Raw genomic sequence first — 18094 nt, forward strand, 5'->3', positions numbered from 1 at the left:
GGTTAGCCGCCCCCGGCCATGGATGGCCGATGGCGGCGGGCCCACGGAGCAGGACCGGAGCGAGGGCATGCCGAGCCTAGGCGAGGCACCGAACGTCAGGGGCAAGAGCCCTTGGTTACTTGGGGCTTTTCCAAGTGACTCGCTGTAAAAGCGAAACCGCCAGCAGCCATAACCGCAAAAACGGATATGTCCCCAACCTCAAGTGCACAGCATTACGGCAAGCAGGCCGGGCTTTTTCGTTTCCGGAATTCGTACACGCAGGTAGTTGTCATGAAATGAAAAGCCATTGTCGTCTGATGAGAAGCGACTCGCCAGACGGCGTCCTACAGTCCAATCAGCGCAATTCGACGCAGCACGCTCATCTTGCAGATTGGAGAATAAGAAAAAATGGCCAAAGCCGTACGCTTCTACGAAACCGGTGGTCCCGAAGTCCTTCGTTATGAGGAGGTCGAAGTTGGCGATCCCGGTCCCGGCCAGGTTCGTCTTCGTCATGTGGCGGTTGGCCTGAACTATGCCGACACTTACTTTCGCAATGGCACTTACCCGATCTCGATGCCCAATGGCATGGGGGTTGAAGCCTCCGGTGTGGTCCAGGCCATTGGTGAAGGGGTGACCAATGTCCGCGTGGGTGATCGCGTCACCTACACCGGTTTTCTCAATACCTTGGGGGCCTACAGCACCGAGCGCCTGATCCCGGCCGCGCCGCTGATCAAGCTGCCGGAAACCATCAGCTTCGAGACCGCCGCTGCCATGACCATGCGCGGCTTGACGTCCTCGTACCTGATGCGGCGCATTTACGATTTCAAGGCCGGCGACAGCATTCTGTTGCACGCCGCTGCCGGTGGTGTGGGCCTGATCGTTTCGCAGTGGGCCAAGCTGCTTGGCCTGACCGTCATCGGCACCGTGTCCACCGAGGTCAAGGGCGAAATTGCCCGCGCCCATGGCTGCGACCATGTCATCAATTACAGCCACGAAGACGTTGCCCAGCGCGTGCGCGAGTTGACTGACGGCGTAGGGGTTAACGTGGTGTTCGACAGCGTCGGCAAGAACACCTTCATGGGTTCGCTCGATTCGCTCAAGCGCCGTGGCCTGCTGGTGTGCGTCGGCACGGCATCCGGTCCGATCCCGGCCTTCGATCCGGTGATGCTGGCGATGAAAGGCTCGCTGTTCATGACCCGTCCGGCCCTCGCCGACTACATCGCCGAGCCGGCGGAAAAAGCCGCGTTGGCAGGTGAGTTGTTCGACCATGTCGGCAGTGGCCGGATCAAGATTGAGATCAACCAGCACTACGCCTTGCAGGATGCTGTCCAGGCCCATCGCGATCTGGAGTCACGCAAGACCACGGGCTCGTCGATTTTCGTCATTTAAGGGAGTTGTCTGCCATGAAAGTCGAACAATTGACCTGCAGCATTGGCGCGGAGCTGGTGGGCGTCAACCTCGCAGACGCGGTGCATGACGACGGTCTTTTTGCCGAGATTCGTGCTCAGCTGCTCAAGCATCGGGTGGTGTTCTTGCGTGATCAGGACATCACTCGCGCCGAGCACGTGGCCTTCGCCCGTCGCTTCGGCGAGCTGGAAGATCACCCGGTGGCGGGCAGCGACCCGGATCATCCGGGGCTGGTGCGCATCTACAAGAACCCGGACCAGCCGGCGGACCGCTATGAAAACTCCTGGCACAGCGATGCCACCTGGCGTGAGGCCCCGCCGATGGGCTGCGTGCTGCGCTGTGTAGAGTGCCCGCCGGTGGGCGGCGACACCATGTGGGCCAACATGGTCGAGGCGTATGCGCGCTTGCCGGAGGACGTGAAGGTGAAGATTGCCGACCTGCGCGCGCGCCACAGCATCGAAGCAAGCTTTGGCGCCGCCATGCCGATCGAAAAGCGTCTGGCGCTCAAGGCGATGTACCCGGATGCCGAGCACCCGGTGGTACGCACCCACCCGGAAACCGGGGAAAAGGTGCTGTTCGTCAACGCCTTCACGACGCACTTGAGCAACTACCACACCCCCGAGCGGGTGCGCTTCGGCCAGGACGCCAACCCTGGCGCGAGCGAGTTGCTGCGCTACCTGATCAGCCAGGCCTACATCCCCGAGTATCAGGTGCGCTGGCGCTGGAAACCCAACAGCATCGCCATCTGGGACAACCGTAGCACCCAGCACTACGCCGTCATGGATTACCCGCCGTGCCATCGCAAGATGGAGCGCGCCGGGATCATCGGCGACAAGACTTACTGATCGACCCCTTCTGCATTCGCACTCGTAAACACGTCTGCCCGGCACGATCCCGGGTGGGCGCGACAATCATAAGAACAGGAGTAACTCATGCAATTCTTCGACGATTCCCTGCACCCGGAAAACATGGAAAAGGTGGTCATCACCGTGGCCCCGTACGGCCCGGAATGGATGCCGGAAGACTTCCCCGAAGACATCCCGCTGACCATGGACGAACAGGTGCAAAAAGCGGTCGATTGTTATGAGGCCGGTGCCACCGTCTTGCACTTGCATGTGCGCGAGCTGGACGGCAAGGGTTCCAAGCGTCTGTCCAAATTCAACGAATTGATCGCCGGCGTGCGTGAAGCCGTGCCGGACATGATCATCCAGGTCGGTGGTTCGATTTCCTTCGCGCCGGAAAGCGATGGCGAAGCGGCCAAGTGGCTGTCTGACGATACGCGACACATGCTGGCCGAGCTGACGCCAAAACCGGATCAGGTCACGGTAGCGATCAACACCACCCAGATGAACATCATGGAGTTGCTGTATCCGGAGTACCTGAAGGGCACTTCTCTGGATAACCCGTTGATCCACGCGGCCTACAGCGAAATGACCGTACCGGCAGGCCCGGCCTGGGTCGCCGAACACCTCAAGCGTCTGACGGACAACGGCATCCAGCCGCACTTCCAGCTGACTGGCATGCATGCCATGGAGACCCTTGAGCGTCTGGTGCGCAAGGGCGTCTACAAGGGCCCGTTGAACCTGACCTGGATCGGTATCGGCGGCGGTTTCGATGGCCCCAATCCGTTCAACTTCTTTAACTTCATCCACCGCGCGCCAGACGGTTGCACCCTGACCTCCGAGTCGCTGCTCAAGAACGTCATGCCGTTCAACACCATGTCGATGGCCATGGGTTTGCACCCGCGTGTGGGCAATGAAGACACTATTATTGATCACAAGGGCGACCGTTTCGGCTCAGTTGCGCAGATCAAGCAGACCGTGCGCATCGCTCATGAACTGGGTCGCGAAATCGCCACCGGTAAAGAAGCCCGTGAGATCTACCGCATCGGCGTGCAGTACCAGAGCATCGAAGAAACACTGCTGGCCAACGGTATGGCCCCCAACCGCAAGGCTGGGCAGAAAGGTGTGCCGCAACGCGGCTGATCGGCAGACGAAGCGGGAGGTCAACGGCCTTCCGCTCGCTGCCCTGCAACACGCTTGATAACAACAATAAAACAAAGCTTTGAGGAGGCTGCATGGCCTTTCACCCAATCGCCGCAGACGATGACGACTGTGCTGTCGGTGTTGCGCGCCCGTATGCCTGGATCGTTTTTGCACTGACGTTCGGGCTGTTGATTTCCGATTACATGTCGCGCCAGGTGCTGAACGCGGTGTTCCCGATGCTCAAGGGCGAATGGGCCCTGAGCGACGGCCAGCTCGGTCTGCTCAGTGGCATTGTCGCGCTGATGGTGGGGCTGCTGACATTTCCCCTGTCATTGCTGGCGGATCGCTTTGGCCGGGTCAAGAGCCTGGCGCTGATGGCCTTGCTGTGGAGTCTGGCGACGCTGGGCTGCGCGGTGGCGCAGGACTACCCGCAGATGTTCATTGCACGATTCATGGTCGGCGTCGGCGAAGCGGCGTACGGCAGCGTCGGCATCGCGGTGGTGATTTCGGTGTTTCCCAAACACCTGCGTGCAACGCTGGCCAGTGCCTTCATGGCGGGCGGTATGTTCGGTTCGGTATTAGGGATGGCGCTGGGCGGTGCAATCGCCGCCAAGCTGGGCTGGCGCTGGTCGTTTGCCGGCATGGCGCTGTTCGGCCTGCTGCTGGCTGTGCTTTACCCGGTCATCGTCAAGGAAGCGCGCATTGCGCCGCAACGTGCCTCCCTGGCGGCGAGCAAGGCGGCTGCAGCGGCCAAGCGTCCGTTGCGTACGCTGTTTTCCAGCCGCTCGGTCATCGCTGCCTACGTCGGCAGTGGTTTGCAACTGTTCGTCGGCGGCACCGTGATTGTGTGGATGCCCAGTTACCTCAACCGTTATTACGACATGGCCACGGACAAGGCGGGCGGTGTCGCGGCGATCATCGTGCTGTGCAGCGGTGCGGGGATGATCCTGTGCGGCATGCTCAGCGATCGACTGTCGCGCCATGCGCCGGAGCGCAAAGTCGCTTTGGCCATCGCCTATTGCCTGGGCAGTTGCCTGCTGTTGTCGGCGGCGTTCGCCCTGCCGGCAGGGCCAGTGCAATTGGTGCTGATCTGCCTCGGCATGTTGATTGCCGCCGGCACGACCGGCCCTTGCGGCGCGATGGTTGCCAACCTGACCCATTACTCGGTCCACGGCACGGCCTTCGCCACGCTGACCCTGGCCAACAACATGCTGGGGCTGGCGCCTGGGCCATTCATCACCGGCAAGGTGTCTGACCTCATTGGTTTGCAGGCTGCTTTTCAATTAGTGCCACTGGTCAGCCTGGCGGCAGCGGCCGTGTTCTTTTATGCCAAGTGTCATTACCACAAGGACATTGCCCGGCTTAAGGGTGAGCGGGTCATCGATCCGGTGGACGAATCCGTGTTAGAGGTGAAGTTGTGAGTGGTCGTTTACGTATTGATGTGTTCTTCGATTTCATCTGCCCCTGGTGCCTGATCGGCAAGCGTCAACTGGAGCATGCGCAGGTACAGTTTCGCAGTCGCCACCCGGATGTGCAGATCACCACGGTGTGGCATGGCGTGCAGTTGCTGCCTCAGTTGCCGGTACAAGGTGAACCCTTCGCCGACTTCTATCGCAAGCGTCTGGGCAATGCCGAGGCTATGACCATGCGTCAAGCCCAGGTACAGCAGGCTGCCGCGGCGGTTGGACTGACCATCGACCTCAGCCACATCGAGACGATGCCCAACACCGCAGACGCCCACCGTCTGTTCGAACGAGTCAGCGTACTGGGCAATGCTACTCAGCGTGAAATGTTGCTCGAACGGCTGTTCGCCGCTTATTTCCGCAAACGTGAAAACCTGGGGTGCCGCGAGACCTTGCTCGCCATTGCCCGCTCCTGCGGCGTCGATACAGACGCGGTGCTCGATTGCCTGAAGGGTGACGCCACGCCATTTGAAGGCTTCCCCGGCGCGACCAGTGGCGTGCCGAGCTTTCAGTTCGACCGCCGCATGACGGTGATCGGTGCACAACCTGCTCAGGCGCTGCTCGAGGCCATGAACGAATCGCTCAAGAAACGTGATCACGAGCGGCAACCGGCATGAACCTTCGTATCCCCGTGCCTGCCGGAAAACTCCCGCAGGCGGGCGGTCGTGCACTGTTCGAATTCGATGACAAAAGCCTGGCGCTGTTCAACGTCGACGGTGACGTGTTTGCCATCGACGACAGTTGCCCGCACCAAGGCGCCTCGCTGTGTGGCGGGCGCCTTGAGGGGCGGGTGATTCAGTGCTGCGCCCATGGCCTGCGCTTCGATTTGCGCAGCGGCTACTTGCTCAATTCCACCGCAGTCAAAGTCGCCAACTACCCGGTCGAGATCATCGACGGCCAGGCATTCATCGTCATCGTTCCCGAGGAGGCCGCGCCATGAGCGCCATCGCTCTCACCCGTATCCACAGCCGAACGCGCGAACTGGCGCCAGGTTTTGTCGTCAGCTTGATCGTTGCTGCCGCAGCGTCTTTTTTGTCCGAGCACTACGGTGCGCCGGTGATGCTGTTCGCTTTGTTGCTGGGCATGGCGCTGAACTTCCTGGCCAGTGACGGCACCTGCAAGGCCGGCATCGAGTTCACTGCGCGCACTGTGTTGCGCATTGGTGTGGCGCTGCTGGGTATGCGCATCACCCTTGAACAGATGGCCGCGCTGGGCTGGAAGCCTGTGGCGCTGGTGGTGATTCTGGTGGTGGTGACCATCGGCGTCTCGGTGATCGCGGCCAAGGCGTTGGGTTTTCAGCGTTTGTTCGGCATGCTCACCGGTGGGGCCACCGCGATTTGTGGTGCGTCGGCTGCGTTGGCGCTGGCGGCGGCGTTGCCCAACCATCCGCAGAAAGAACGCGCGACGTTATTCACGGTGATCGGGGTGTCGGCGCTGTCGACCCTGGCGATGATCGTGTACCCGATGATTGCCAACTGGCTGTCGTTGTCGCCACAAGTGGCGGGCGTGTTCCTGGGCGCCACCATCCACGATGTCGCCCAGGTCGTCGGTGCCGGTTACAGCATGTCGACCGAGACCGGCGATACGGCCACGGTGGTCAAGTTGATGCGGGTTGCCATGCTGCTGCCGGTGATCGTGTGTGCGGCCATGATCACCCGCATGCAGGGCGCTGACACGACCGGCAAACGACCGCCGCTGCTGCCATGGTTCGCCGTCGGGTTTCTGATTCTGGCCTGTATCAACAGCACCGGCTGGGTGGCCCCGGTGGTGCAGGGCTCGGTCAATGAATTGTCGCGCTGGTGCCTGGTGGTTTCCATCAGTGCCCTGGGCATGAAAACTCAACTCAAGGAACTGGCGGCGGTGGGCATCAAGCCGATCCTGTTGATGGTGGGGGAGACGGTGTTCCTCGTCGTGCTAGTGCTGTTGTTGCTGCGTTGGGGAATGTAGGCACACAACACTGTGGCGAGGGAGCTTGCTCCCGCTGGGGTGCGAAGCGCCCCTCTTCCAGGACCACTGTGTTTTTTCAGAAAGTACGCGGCGACTGTTTTGGGGCCGCTTCGCACCCCAGCGGGAGCAAGCTCCCTCGCCACAGGACTCCTAGGCCGGTGTCATAGACACCGGTTTTTTTGCGGCGACTGTGCCAGCAGTCGCCGTTTTTTTTTGCGTCCCTTTCAGTCGTCCCAGGGTTCCATGGAGCCGGGCAGGGCGCTCGGTTCGCTGGGTGGCTTGGGTTGTTTTTGCGCGCTGCGCCAAGCGGCCGGCGGCATGCCGAACTGGGTGATGAACCAGCGAGTGAAGGAACTCGCCATGGAGTAGCCGAGCATGTCAGCGATCCGGCCCAACGAGTAATTCGGGTTTTCCAGGTAGCGCAACACCAGGTCACGGCGCACGTCGTTGATCAGGTCGTTGAAGGCGCAGCCATCGTCTTTGAGGCGTCGTTGCAGGGTCCGAACGTTCATGCCCTGGGTCTGGGCGATCTGCTCGATGGTGGCACGTCCCATCGGCAACAACAGGTAGATGGCTTTGCGCACCTCGAACAGCATCGACTGGCCTTCGTGGTTCAGCAGCGAGTCGAGGTAACTCTGGGCATAGCGCGCCATGGCCGGGTCGGCATGGGGGTTGGTCATGTCGAGGCTGGCATTGGGACAGACAATGCCATTGAACTCGCTGCCGAACTCCAGCTTGCAGCCGAACAGACGACGATGCAGTTGCAGGTTGTCGGGCGGCTGGTGCGTGAAGTTGACACTGTAGGGATGCCAATGTGCGCCGAGCAGGGCGGCGCACAGGCGGAACATCACCCCGATCGCCAGTTCATTGGCCTGTCGGCAGGGCATCGGCGATTCGGTGACCACCTCTTCGCGAATGATCACCATTTTGCCAGCCTCCTCGATGAAGAGGGCCAGCGAATCGTTCATCAGATGACGGTAGTGCACCAACACTTGCAACGTATCACGCAGCGTACGCTGGTGGCTGAGCAGCAGGCTGACCACGCCGAAGTCCGAGAGCTGGCGCGACTCGGCCATGCTCAGGCCGAAACTCTGGCAGCCACTGGCGGCGGCTGAATCCTCCAGCAGACGCACGGCGGCATCGATGGGAATGCGATGTTCAGGGGCTTGCAGCTGGGTTTTGCTCAAGCCGACGCCGGCCAGTACATCGCGCGGATTGAACCCCAGGTACTGAGTGACCTCCAGGTAGTTGGTCAAGACGGCGGCGCGAACAAGCTTGGGCATGCGAAGGTCTTTCCTGGGCCGGTTGCGATTCAAATTTGCGTGGCGACTATATCCAGCACATCAACAATTGAACAGTTGTGACGTTGTCGAGGGCGCTCGCCCAAAGCTGTCCAAAATCACACCGTTGTTGTGAGGCAATCGACGCTCACCCATTGATTACAGTGAGCTGTAGAGAACCTGCGGGGATATTCGACCAATGGTCGCCGTGCGCCAACACCTGGAAATTTGTCATGAAAAGAAAAGTGCCTGACGTCCAATGAAAAGCGCCTCGGGCGGGCGCTCTTTAATGTCAGTCCTACAAAAAGCCCCTGGCGAATAGAGCCAGTCGAGTTATCGAGAAAGCGAAGGTGTTGACGTGGACAAACTGCAAACTGCCGCAACCGTTCTGATCGTACCGGGTCTGCGCGAGCACGTTGCCGAGCATTGGCAAACGTTGCTTGAAGCCAGGCTGTGCAAGGTACGCAGTGTGCCGCCGCTGGAAACCGACAAGCTCGATTGCAGCAAGCGGGTCGAAGCGATTCAGCATGAATTGGAACAGATCGACGGGCCGGTGATTCTGGTTGCTCACAGCGCCGGTGTGTTGATGGTTGCGCACTGGGCTGCCCGACACAGTCGGCCGATCAAGGGCGCGCTGCTGGCCGCTCCGCCGGACCTTGATGCTCAATGGCCGCAAGGCTACCCATCCGCTGAAACCCTGCGCACCCAGGGTTGGGACCCTCTACCCAAAGGCCGGTTGCCGTTCCGCAGTCTGGTGGCCGCCAGTACCAACGACCACCTCGCCAGCCTGGACGCCGCCACGCGCATGGCCGAAGGCTGGGGCAGCGAACTGCTCAATCTCGGCGACGTCGGTCATCTCAATCCTGCTGCCGGGTATGGGCGCTGGCCACACGCCGAAGCACTCATCCTCGAGCTGGATAGCTAGTTCAGGCGCCGGTTGGCCCGCGCCATCCGGCAATTGCCCTCACTCCTGAAAACGTAAACCCCTGGAACAAGGGGTTGCGCGAGGGCGGCTGCGCTTAAAACAAATACAAAAAGGCGGAGACAACGCAATGCACAACAATAAGAGTCACGGGTTCGCACCCTCGCGTTACACCTTGTTGGCCTCGGCCATTCTGGCCGCCGCCGTGCCGGTCGCGCACGCGGTCGAGCTCGACACAGGTAACCCGGACTGGACCGTACGTCTTGATAACACCGTGAAGTACAACTACGGCGTACGCACCGAAAGCGCCGACAAACGCATGCTGGGAACGCCGAACAACAACGACGGCGACTACAACTTCCGCAAGGCCGGGACCAACATCACCAACCGTATCGACCTGTTGACCGAGATGGATGTGGTCTACCAGAACCACATGGGTTTCCGTGTCAGCGCCGCCAGTTGGTACGACAAGGCCTACGAGAACACCGGTTCCAATTCAAACCCGTTCGTCAACGGCAATGACGCAAGGTCGGGGCTGGTCGCCAACGACCCGCGTCTGGCCGCGGTCACCGGTGACAACGTCGGCAACGGCAGCCCGCACCTGAGCAACTATGCCCAGCGTTACTACACCGGTCCGTCCGGCGAAATCCTCGATGCCTTCGTGTTCTACAGCACCGAAATGGGCGAGGAGTCGCTGCTGAGCGTCAAGGCCGGTCAGCACAACGTGTTCTGGGGCGAGACCATTCTCAACCCGGTGCACTCGATCAGTTACGGCCAATCCGGCCTGGACCTGGCCAAACTGGCCGCCTCGCCGGGCACTGAGGCCAAGGAGCTGTTCGTTCCGCGTAATCAGCTGTCGATGTCGTTCACCGTCAACCCAGAGTTGACCCTGGCGGCCCAGTACTTTCTCGACTGGGACGCCGCTCGCCTGCCGGAAGCCGGCACTTACTACGGTGGTTCCGACCTGGTCGGTTTCGGCGCGCAGTCGTTCCTGCTGGGTAACACTAATGCTGTCGTGCCTGGCAGCCCTCTGGGTTGCGGCCTGGCGCCGTGCAATGAATTGACCAACGTCCGTCGCGGTCATGACCTGACGCCGGACAAGCGCGGTGACTGGGGCGTTATGGCCAAGTGGTCGCCGGCCTGGCTGGATGGCACCCTCGGCGTTTACTACCGCGAAACCTCGGAAATCCTGCCGCAAGCCTGGCTCGATGCCCGTGGCCTGAGTTCGGCCAACCCCAACGGCACCCGGCCGGCAGGGCAAGTGCCTGCGGTGGTCAATACGCTCAACTCGCTGAGCACGGCCACCTATCAAATGGCCTATGCCGACAACATCAAGATCGTTGGCCTGAGCCTGTCCAAGGATGTCGGCGGTGTGAGCGTGGGTTCGGACCTGAACATTCGTCACAACATGCCGCTGGCCAGTATTCCGGCGATTGTCAGCACTAACAGTCCACTGGGTTTGGGCCAGGGGCTTGGCCTGCTGCCGGCGCGCACGCCCGGCACCGGTGTGGTCTATGACACCCCGCAAAGGGGCGACAGCATGGCCGCCACCGGCGACACCTTGCACTGGACGCTCAACGGTCTGATGACCATTGCTGAAACACCTGTGTTCGATTCGGCAACCCTGCTTGGCGAGCTGTATTACAGCAACCTGCTCAAGCTCGATAGCAAGAACGAGGCGCTCTACAAAGGCAAGGACACCTACCACGGCATCGACCAGCCGACCCGTGACAACTGGGGCTTCGCGGTCAACTTCACACCGACCTGGTACCAGGTGTTTCCCGGCGTCGACCTCAACGCACCGATGTCCATCAACCTCGGTCTCGATGGCGTGTCACCGGTCTCCGGTGGCGGCGCCAAAGACACCGGTAACTACGCCGTCGGCCTCGGGGCCGTTGTGTACAACAAATACTTTGTCGACCTGAAGTACGTGGACTCTTTCGGCAAGGCCGACAAGTGCAATGTCAGCGGTGTGAGTACCGGTCCGAAGGGAGGCGACGGCTCCACACCCAATGCCTTTAGCGGCAATGAAAACTACGCCTGTTACGCCGGTGGCTACTCGGCCTTCTCCGGTGGTGGTGCAACGACTGAGGACCGTGGCGCCGTTTACCTGACGATGAAAACCACTTTTTGATTCACCACTGATTTGCTCAATGCAAGCAGGAGAATAACAAGATGAAATTCGCCAAAACCGTGTTGGCCGCTTCGCTGGCCGTGGTCCTTGCCGCCCAGGCACAGGCCGCTGTTTCAACCCAGGACGCTGCCAAATTGGGCAGCAGCCTGACCCTGGTAGGCGCCGAAAAGGCCGGGAACGCTGATGGTTCCATTCCCGCTTATGACGGTGGCCTGACCACGCCGCCGGCCAGTTTCAAATCCGGCGACAGCATGCGTCCGGACCCTTTCGCCAACGAAAAACCGTTGCTGGTGATCGACGGCAAAAACGTCGATCAGTACAAGGGCTTGCTCAGTGCAACCACGGCGGAACTGGCCAAGCGTTTCCCGAGCTTCCACGTTAACGTCTACCCGACCCACCGCACCGTTTCGCTGCCCAAAGCCATCCTCGATAACGGCGTGAAGAATGCCAGCGGCGCCAAGTCCCTTGAAGGCGGTTTGGCCATCGATAACGTGCTGCCGGGCGTGCCGTTCCCGATCCCGCAGTCGGGCAACGAAGCGATGTGGAATTTCCTGCTGCGCTATCAAGGCGTGAGCATCAACTCCAAGTACGACTCCTGGAACGTCGACTCCGCCGGCGTGCCTAGCCTGGCGACCACCGGGCAGGCGTTCATTTCCTATCCGATCTACGAGAACCTGACGCAGCCGATCAGCAGCGCCGACGTGTACTACCAGATGAAGCTGTCCTACACCGGCCCCGCACGTCGGGCCGGTGAAGCGGTGATGCTCAAGGACGCCGCCAACCCTCTGCAGCAACCGCGCCGCGCCTGGCAATACCTGCCGGGACAGCGTCGGGTCAAGCTGGCACCGAACCTGGCTTACGACACGCCTAACCCCGGCACCGCCGGCGCGGGCACCTACGACGATGTTTTCGTGTTCAACGGTGCACTGGATCGCTACGACTGGAAGCTGGTGGGCAAGCAGGAAATGATCGTGCCCTACAACACCTACAAGCTGACTTACGCCCAGGATCCCAAGTCGCTGACCACCGCCAATCACCTGGCTCCCGATTACGTGCGTTGGGAAAAACACCGCGTCTGGGTGGTGGAGGGCAACCTCAAGGCCGGCGCTCGACACATCTATCAGAAGCGTCGCTTCTACCTCGATGAGGACAGTTGGACCGCTCTGGCCTCTGACCAATACGACGCCCGTGGTCAGCTGTACCGTGGCTCCTTCGCGTTCCTCAGCCAGAGCTATGACAAGCAGATCCCGGATTCCACACCTTTCATGATCTACGACCTGGTGGGGGGTTCCTACAACATCAATGGCGTGGTCGGGCCTTACGGCGGCATCAAGTACATCGATCCGCTTTCCAAGGCGCAATGGTCGTCGGAATCCCTGGCCGGCAGCGGCATTCGCTAAGCCAACCGCAATAAAGCGCCCGCAAGGTCCACTGCTCACAAGGCGTGGACCGTGCGGCGGTCGGTGCACGCCGATCGTCGCGGGCGCCAGGTGTGAACGTCAGACACACGGATGTGTGTCCCGGCGCGGTTTTCCGAAGAGGACGCGGTATGTGTTCGTATAAGAATTATTTGCAGGTGGCGTTTGGCGTGGTGCTCGGCCTGTTGCAGGGCGTCACCCACGCGGCCGATTACGTCGATGTGCTGGACCTGCCCGCCAGGGTCAGTGCCTTGGCCATCAACAGTCCGTTGTCCGGCATGGCCCGCGCCGGTGAGCGCGTGATCGCCGTCGGCCAGCGTGGCCATATTCTGTTTTCCGATGATTCCGGCAAGCACTGGCAGCAGGCCACGGTGCCGGTCAGTGCCGACCTCAATGCCGTGAGTTTTCCTTCCGCCACCCAGGGCTGGGCGGTGGGCGGCGACGGCGTGGTGTTGCACAGCAACGACGCCGGTGCGACCTGGCGCAAGCAACTGGACGGACGCGAGATCGGCGCCTTGTTGGTCAAGCATTACAGCGAGTTGGCCCGTGCAGAACCTGGCAACGAACAATGGCCACTGCTGGTCGCCGAAGGTGAGCGCCTGGTGGCGCAGGGCGCCGACAAACCCTTGCTCGATGTCTGGTTCGCCAACGACCGCCTCGGCTATGTGGTCGGGGTGTTTAACCTGATCCTGCGCACCGAGGATGGCGGCCAGAGCTGGACCCCGTTTCAGGACCGCACCGACAACCCGCAGGGCTTTCACCTCAACGCCATCGCCTCCACCGGCGATGCGCTGTACATCGCCGGCGAGCAGGGCTTGTTGCTGAAATGGAATGACGCCCAACAGCGCTTCGCCGCCGTGCAGACACCTTATCAGGGCAGCTTTTTCGGCGTGCTCGGCAAGCCCGGGGAAGCGCTCGTCTACGGCTTGCGCGGCAATGTGCTGCGCAGCACCGATGGCGGTCTCAGCTGGACCCCGCAGGACAGTGGCCTGCACGTCAGCATCACCGCCGGCATCGTCGATGCGCAGGGTGATTACCGCTTGTTCACTCAGGGCGGGCAGATGCTGGTGAGCCAGGGCGCCGGTGCGCAAATGCGCTGGGTGCAGCACGCCGAGCCGGTCCCGGTGACGGGTGTCACGCGCGCCGCCGACGGTGCGCTGGTGGTGGTTGGCAGCCGTGGTGCACGGACGCTGTCCGTTGATAAGCCCTCGAACCTTTAGAGCGAGAACCCAGACATGGGCAATATCAAACAAGAAACCATGCCGGTGATCCGCGATCTGCGGGACTTCGACCGCCAATCCGGCAATCGGCTGGAGCGGCTGGTGTTCAACTCCCGTCCGCTGTTCATGCTGCTGATGGCGCTCGCCACCGTGGTGTTGGGCTACATGGCCGCGACGCGCCTGGAGCTGCGCCCCAGCTTCGAGAAAATGATTCCGCAGAGTCAGCCGTACATCCAGAACTTCCTGGAAAACCGCCAGTCGTTGCGCGGTCTGGGCAACTCGGTGCGGGTGGTGGTGGAGAACACTCAGGGTGATATTTTCGACCCCGGTTACCTCGACGTGCTCAAGCAGGTCAATGACAAATTGTTCCTCACCGAAGGTGTCGACCGCGCCTGGATGAAGTCGCTGTGGAGCCCGGCGGTGCGCTGGACCGAAGTCACCGAGGAAGGTTTCCAGGGTGGTCCGGTGATGCCCGATACCTATGAGGGCAAGCCTGAGCAAATAGAACAGCTGCGCCAGAACATTTCCCGCGCCGGTATCGTCGGCAGTCTGGTGGCCAGCGACTACAAATCGAGCATGCTGATCGTGCCGCTGCTGGACAAGGCCACGGCCAGCGGTCAGCGCATCGACTACCACGCCTTTTCGCAGATGCTCGAAGAGCAGTTGCGCGACAACATCGAGTTCGCCGGCGACAGCGCTGCACGCAAGGCCGGGGAGGAGGGCAAGGGTCAGTACAAAGTCCGGGTGATCGGTTTCGCCAAATTGATGGGCGACCTGATCGACGGGCTGATTCAGGTGATGATGTTCTTCGGCCTGGCCGTCGTCACTTCGCTGATCATCATTTACGCCTACACCCGCTGCGTGCGCAGCACCTTGCTGGTGGTCGGCTGCTCGCTGATTGCGGTGGTCTGGCAGCTTGGCATCGTCGCCTGGCTCGGCTATGCCATCGACCCGTACTCAGTGCTGGTGCCTTTTCTGATCTTCGCCATCGGGGTGTCCCACGCGGCCCAGAAGATGAACGGCATCATGCAAGACATCGCCCGTGGCACCCACAAGCTGATCGCCGCACGCTACACCTTCCGCCGTCTGTTCATTGCCGGCGTCACCGCGCTGCTGGCCGACGCCGTTGGATTCGCGGTGCTGATACTGATCGATATTCCGGTGATCCGCGACCTGGCGATCACCGCCAGTATCGGTGTGGCGGTGCTGATTTTCACCTCGCTATTGCTGATGCCGGTGGCGCTGTCTTATGTCGGCGTTGGCGCCAAGGCTGCCGAGCGTGCGCTGAAAATCGACACGCGCGCAGAAGGGCACAAAGGCTTCGGCAAACTGTGGGATTTACTCGACCGCTTCACCACGCGCAAGTGGGCCACGGGCGCGGTATTGGTCGCGGTGCTGATGGGCATCGGCGGCTTCATGGTCAGCCTGCAACTGAAGATCGGCGATCTGGAAAGTGGCGCGCCGGAGTTGCGTGCCGACTCTCGCTATAACCGTGACAACGCCTACATCACCAGCCACTACGCGCTGTCCAGTGACCTGTTCGCGGTGATGATCAAGACCGCACCGGAAGGCTGTCTGAATTACAAGACGCTGATCCTCGCCGACCGTCTGGCCTGGGAGCTGCAGCAATATCCGGGCGTACAGGCGACGGCTTCGCTGGTCAACGCGGTGCGCCAGATCACCGCCGGCACCTATGAAGGCAACCCCAAGCTCAACAGCATCCAGCGCAATCAGGACGTGCTGAACTACGCCGCGCAGCAAGCCTCGGTCAACTCTCCTGAGTTGTTCAACACCGATTGTTCGCTGATGCCGGTGATCACCTTCCTCAAGGATCACAAGGCCGAGACGCTGGATGCCGTGGTGGGCATCGCCGAAAAATTCGCCCGGGACAACAACAGCGAAGATCGCCAGTTTCTGCTGGCGGCCGGGTCGGCCGGGATTGAGGCGGCGACCAACATTGTGGTGCGCGAGGCCAATCGCACGATGCTGCTTTATGTCTATGCGGCGGTTACGTTGTTCTGCCTGATCACCTTCCGCAGTTGGCGCGCGACCCTGGTCGCCCTGTTGCCACTGGTGCTGACGTCGATCCTCTGCGAAGCATTGATGGTGGCCATGGGCATTGGCGTGAAGGTCGCGACTCTGCCGGTGATCGCATTGGGCGTGGGCATCGGCGTGGATTACGCGTTGTACCTGCTCAGCGTGCAGTTGCATTACCAGCGCCAGGGCCTGCCGCTGTCTCAGGCTTACCGCAACGCCGTGTCGTTTACCGGCCGGGTCGTGGGCCTGGTGGGCATCACCCTGGCGGCCGGCGTGGTGTGCTGGGTCTGGTCGCCGATCAAGTTCCAGGCCGACATGGGCGTCCTGCTGACCTTCATGTTCCTGTGGAACATGCTCGGCGCGCTGGTGCTGATTCCTGCCCTGTCTTATTTCCTGCTGCGCGAACGGGCGCTTCAGCCGGGTCCTGATGCGCAGACCGCTAACACTGAAATCTCTCAACGCCAGGGTGTGCCGCATGCCCTGACCACTTCCGAGTAAGCCAACCATGTCTGATTACAATGCTCCTTTGCGCGATATGCGCTTCGTACTCAACGAAGTCTTCCAGGTGTCCCGGCTATGGGCCCGATTGCCTGGCCTGGCCGAGGTGATCGATGAAGAAACGGCCACCGCGATCCTTGAAGAGGCCGGCAAGATCAGTGGCGAAGTTATCGCACCGTTGAACCGCAGCAGTGACGAACAGGGTTGCACTTGGAGCAACGGCTCCGTCCAGGCGCCGGACGGTTTTGTCGCGGCCTATCAGGCATTCGCCGAAGGTGGATGGGTGGGTGTTGGCGGTGATCCGCAGTTCGGTGGCATGGGCATGCCCAAGGCGATTTCGGCTCAGGTCGAGGAGATGGTCAACTCGGCCAGTCTGTCGTTCGGCCTGTACCCGATGCTGACCGCCGGTGCGTGCCTGTCGATCAATGCCCACGCCAGTCAGGAACTCAAGGAACGCTATCTGCCGAACATGTACGCCGGCACCTGGACCGGTTCCATGTGCCTGACCGAGGCACATGCCGGCACGGACCTGGGCCTGATTCGCACCCGAGCCGAACCTCAGGCCGACGGCAGTTTCAAGATCAGCGGCAGCAAGATCTTCATCACCGGCGGCGAGCACGACCTGACCGAAAACATCATTCATCTGGTACTGGCACGGTTGCCGGATGCGCCCGCCGGTCCCAAAGGTATTTCGCTGTTTCTGGTGCCCAAGGTGCTGGTCAATGCCGATGGCTCGCTGGGTGAGCACAACGCGCTGTCCTGCGGTTCCATCGAGCACAAGATGGGCATCAAGGCTTCTGCCACGTGCGTGATGAACTTTGACGGGGCGACTGGCTGGATCATCGATGCGCCGAACAAGGGCCTGGCGGCGATGTTCACCATGATGAACTACGAACGTCTGGGCGTGGGTATCCAGGGCCTGGCGTTGGGTGAGCGTTCGTACCAGAGCGCCGTCGAATACGCCCGTGACCGCCTGCAAAGCCGTTCGCCGACCGGCGCGCAGAACAAGGACAAACCCGCCGATCCGATCATCGTTCACCCGGATGTACGGCGCATGCTGTTGACCATGAAAGCCTTGAATGAAGGCGGGCGGGCGTTCTCCAGCTACGTGGCCCTGCAACTGGATATTGCCAAGTACAGCGATGACGCGGCAAGCCGCAGCCGCGCCCAGGAACTGGTGTCGCTGCTGACCCCTGTGGCCAAGGCGTTCCTCACCGACATGGGGCTGGAAACCACGGTGCATGGCCAGCAGATTTTCGGCGGCCACGGTTACATCCGCGAGTGGGGCCAGGAGCAATTGGTTCGCGACGTGCGCATCACGCAGATTTACGAAGGCACCAACGGTATCCAGTCACTGGACCTGGCCGGGCGCAAAATCGTCGGCAGCGGCGGGGCGCTGTACCGGTTGTTCGCGTCGGAAATCCGCAAATTTACCGCCAATGCTTGCGCCGACCTCAGTGAGTTCACCAAACCGTTGAACGCCGCCGTCGACACCCTCGACGAACTGACCTCGTGGCTGCTGGACCGAGCCCATAACAACCCGAATGAAATCGGCGCAGCTTCGGTCGAGTACCTGCACGTATTCGGCTACACCGCGTACGCCTACATGTGGGCGCGAATGGCCAAAACCGCCATGAGCACGCATTCCAAGGACGCTTTCTACGCCGGCAAACTGGCCACCGCGCGCTTCTACTTCGCCCGTCTGCTGCCACGTATTCATTCGTTGAGTGCATCGGCCAAGGCTGGCAGCGAATGCCTCTATCAACTGGATGCAGAGCAGTTCTGAGCCCACGTAAAAAGGACC

General features: G+C 61.2%; 14 protein-coding genes. 13 read left to right on the forward strand and 1 reads right to left on the reverse strand.

Translation table 11 applies throughout. The features are described 5' to 3' along the window. Window positions 1-387 precede the first annotated feature (387 nt). The 7 genes from QF010_RS00005 to QF010_RS00035 all read left to right on the forward strand — a co-directional run bounded on the left by QF010_RS00005 (window position 388) and on the right by QF010_RS00035 (window position 6781). A complete protein-coding gene (locus QF010_RS00005) occupies window positions 388-1368 on the forward strand; it encodes a quinone oxidoreductase family protein (protein ID WP_429532280.1) in 981 nt (326 codons plus the stop codon). 14 nt (window positions 1369-1382) lie between these two features. Continuing rightward, entirely contained in the window at window positions 1383-2231 is an 849-nt protein-coding gene (locus QF010_RS00010; protein WP_429532281.1) for a TauD/TfdA dioxygenase family protein, read from the forward strand. 87 nt (window positions 2232-2318) lie between these two features. Next, window positions 2319-3371, forward strand: coding sequence for a beta-keto acid cleavage family enzyme (locus tag QF010_RS00015; protein WP_046055197.1), 1053 nt, complete (start codon window positions 2319-2321; stop codon window positions 3369-3371). A gap of 92 nt (window positions 3372-3463) precedes the next feature. Beyond that, window positions 3464-4792, forward strand: coding sequence for an MFS transporter (locus QF010_RS00020; protein ID WP_033061528.1), 1329 nt, complete (start codon window positions 3464-3466; stop codon window positions 4790-4792). Further along, window positions 4789-5451 (forward strand): DsbA family oxidoreductase, encoded by a 663-nt coding sequence (locus QF010_RS00025; protein WP_429532282.1) that lies wholly within the window; start codon window positions 4789-4791, stop codon window positions 5449-5451. Before QF010_RS00020 ends, QF010_RS00025 begins: the two co-directional genes overlap by 4 nt. After that, entirely contained in the window at window positions 5448-5774 is a 327-nt protein-coding gene (locus tag QF010_RS00030) for a Rieske (2Fe-2S) protein (protein ID WP_429509358.1), read from the forward strand. Before QF010_RS00025 ends, QF010_RS00030 begins: the two co-directional genes overlap by 4 nt. Further along, window positions 5771-6781: a YeiH family protein gene (locus QF010_RS00035; protein ID WP_429532283.1), complete on the forward strand. Its 1011-nt coding sequence runs from the start codon at window positions 5771-5773 to the stop codon at window positions 6779-6781. The genes QF010_RS00030 and QF010_RS00035 overlap by 4 nt, the downstream gene beginning before the upstream one ends. 224 nt (window positions 6782-7005) lie before the next feature. On the opposite strand, the gene QF010_RS00040 is transcribed toward QF010_RS00035, so the two are convergent. Continuing rightward, window positions 7006-8064, reverse strand: coding sequence for an AraC family transcriptional regulator (locus tag QF010_RS00040; protein ID WP_033061533.1), 1059 nt, complete (start codon window positions 8062-8064; stop codon window positions 7006-7008). Window positions 8065-8419: 355 nt separating this feature from the next. On the opposite strand from QF010_RS00040, the gene QF010_RS00045 reads away from it, so the two are divergent. The 6 genes from QF010_RS00045 (at window position 8420) to QF010_RS00070 (ending at window position 18076) form a co-directional block, all read left to right on the forward strand. Continuing rightward, window positions 8420-8986, forward strand: a complete 567-nt coding sequence (locus QF010_RS00045; protein ID WP_429532284.1) for an RBBP9/YdeN family alpha/beta hydrolase — start codon at window positions 8420-8422, stop codon at window positions 8984-8986. A gap of 127 nt (window positions 8987-9113) precedes the next feature. Beyond that, complete coding sequence (locus tag QF010_RS00050; protein ID WP_429532285.1) at window positions 9114-11117, forward strand: DUF1302 domain-containing protein; 2004 nt, start codon at window positions 9114-9116, stop codon at window positions 11115-11117. Between the two features lie 41 nt (window positions 11118-11158). Beyond that, window positions 11159-12517, forward strand: coding sequence for a DUF1329 domain-containing protein (locus tag QF010_RS00055; RefSeq protein WP_429532286.1), 1359 nt, complete (start codon window positions 11159-11161; stop codon window positions 12515-12517). 149 nt (window positions 12518-12666) lie between these two features. Continuing rightward, window positions 12667-13755 carry a WD40/YVTN/BNR-like repeat-containing protein gene (locus QF010_RS00060; RefSeq protein WP_429532287.1) on the forward strand — a complete coding sequence of 363 codons (1089 nt, stop codon included), beginning with the start codon at window positions 12667-12669 and terminating at the stop codon, window positions 13753-13755. Window positions 13756-13770: 15 nt separating this feature from the next. Next, the gene (locus QF010_RS00065; RefSeq protein ID WP_429532288.1) at window positions 13771-16290 is read left to right on the forward strand and encodes an efflux RND transporter permease subunit; all 2520 of its coding nucleotides are present in this window, start codon (window positions 13771-13773) and stop codon (window positions 16288-16290) included. Between the two features lie 7 nt (window positions 16291-16297). Next, window positions 16298-18076 (forward strand): acyl-CoA dehydrogenase C-terminal domain-containing protein, encoded by a 1779-nt coding sequence (locus tag QF010_RS00070; protein WP_429532289.1) that lies wholly within the window; start codon window positions 16298-16300, stop codon window positions 18074-18076. Window positions 18077-18094 lie beyond the last annotated feature (18 nt).

It is taken from the genome of Pseudomonas silensiensis (assembly GCF_050434865.1).
Taxonomy (GTDB): domain Bacteria; phylum Pseudomonadota; class Gammaproteobacteria; order Pseudomonadales; family Pseudomonadaceae; genus Aquipseudomonas; species Aquipseudomonas fluorescens_W.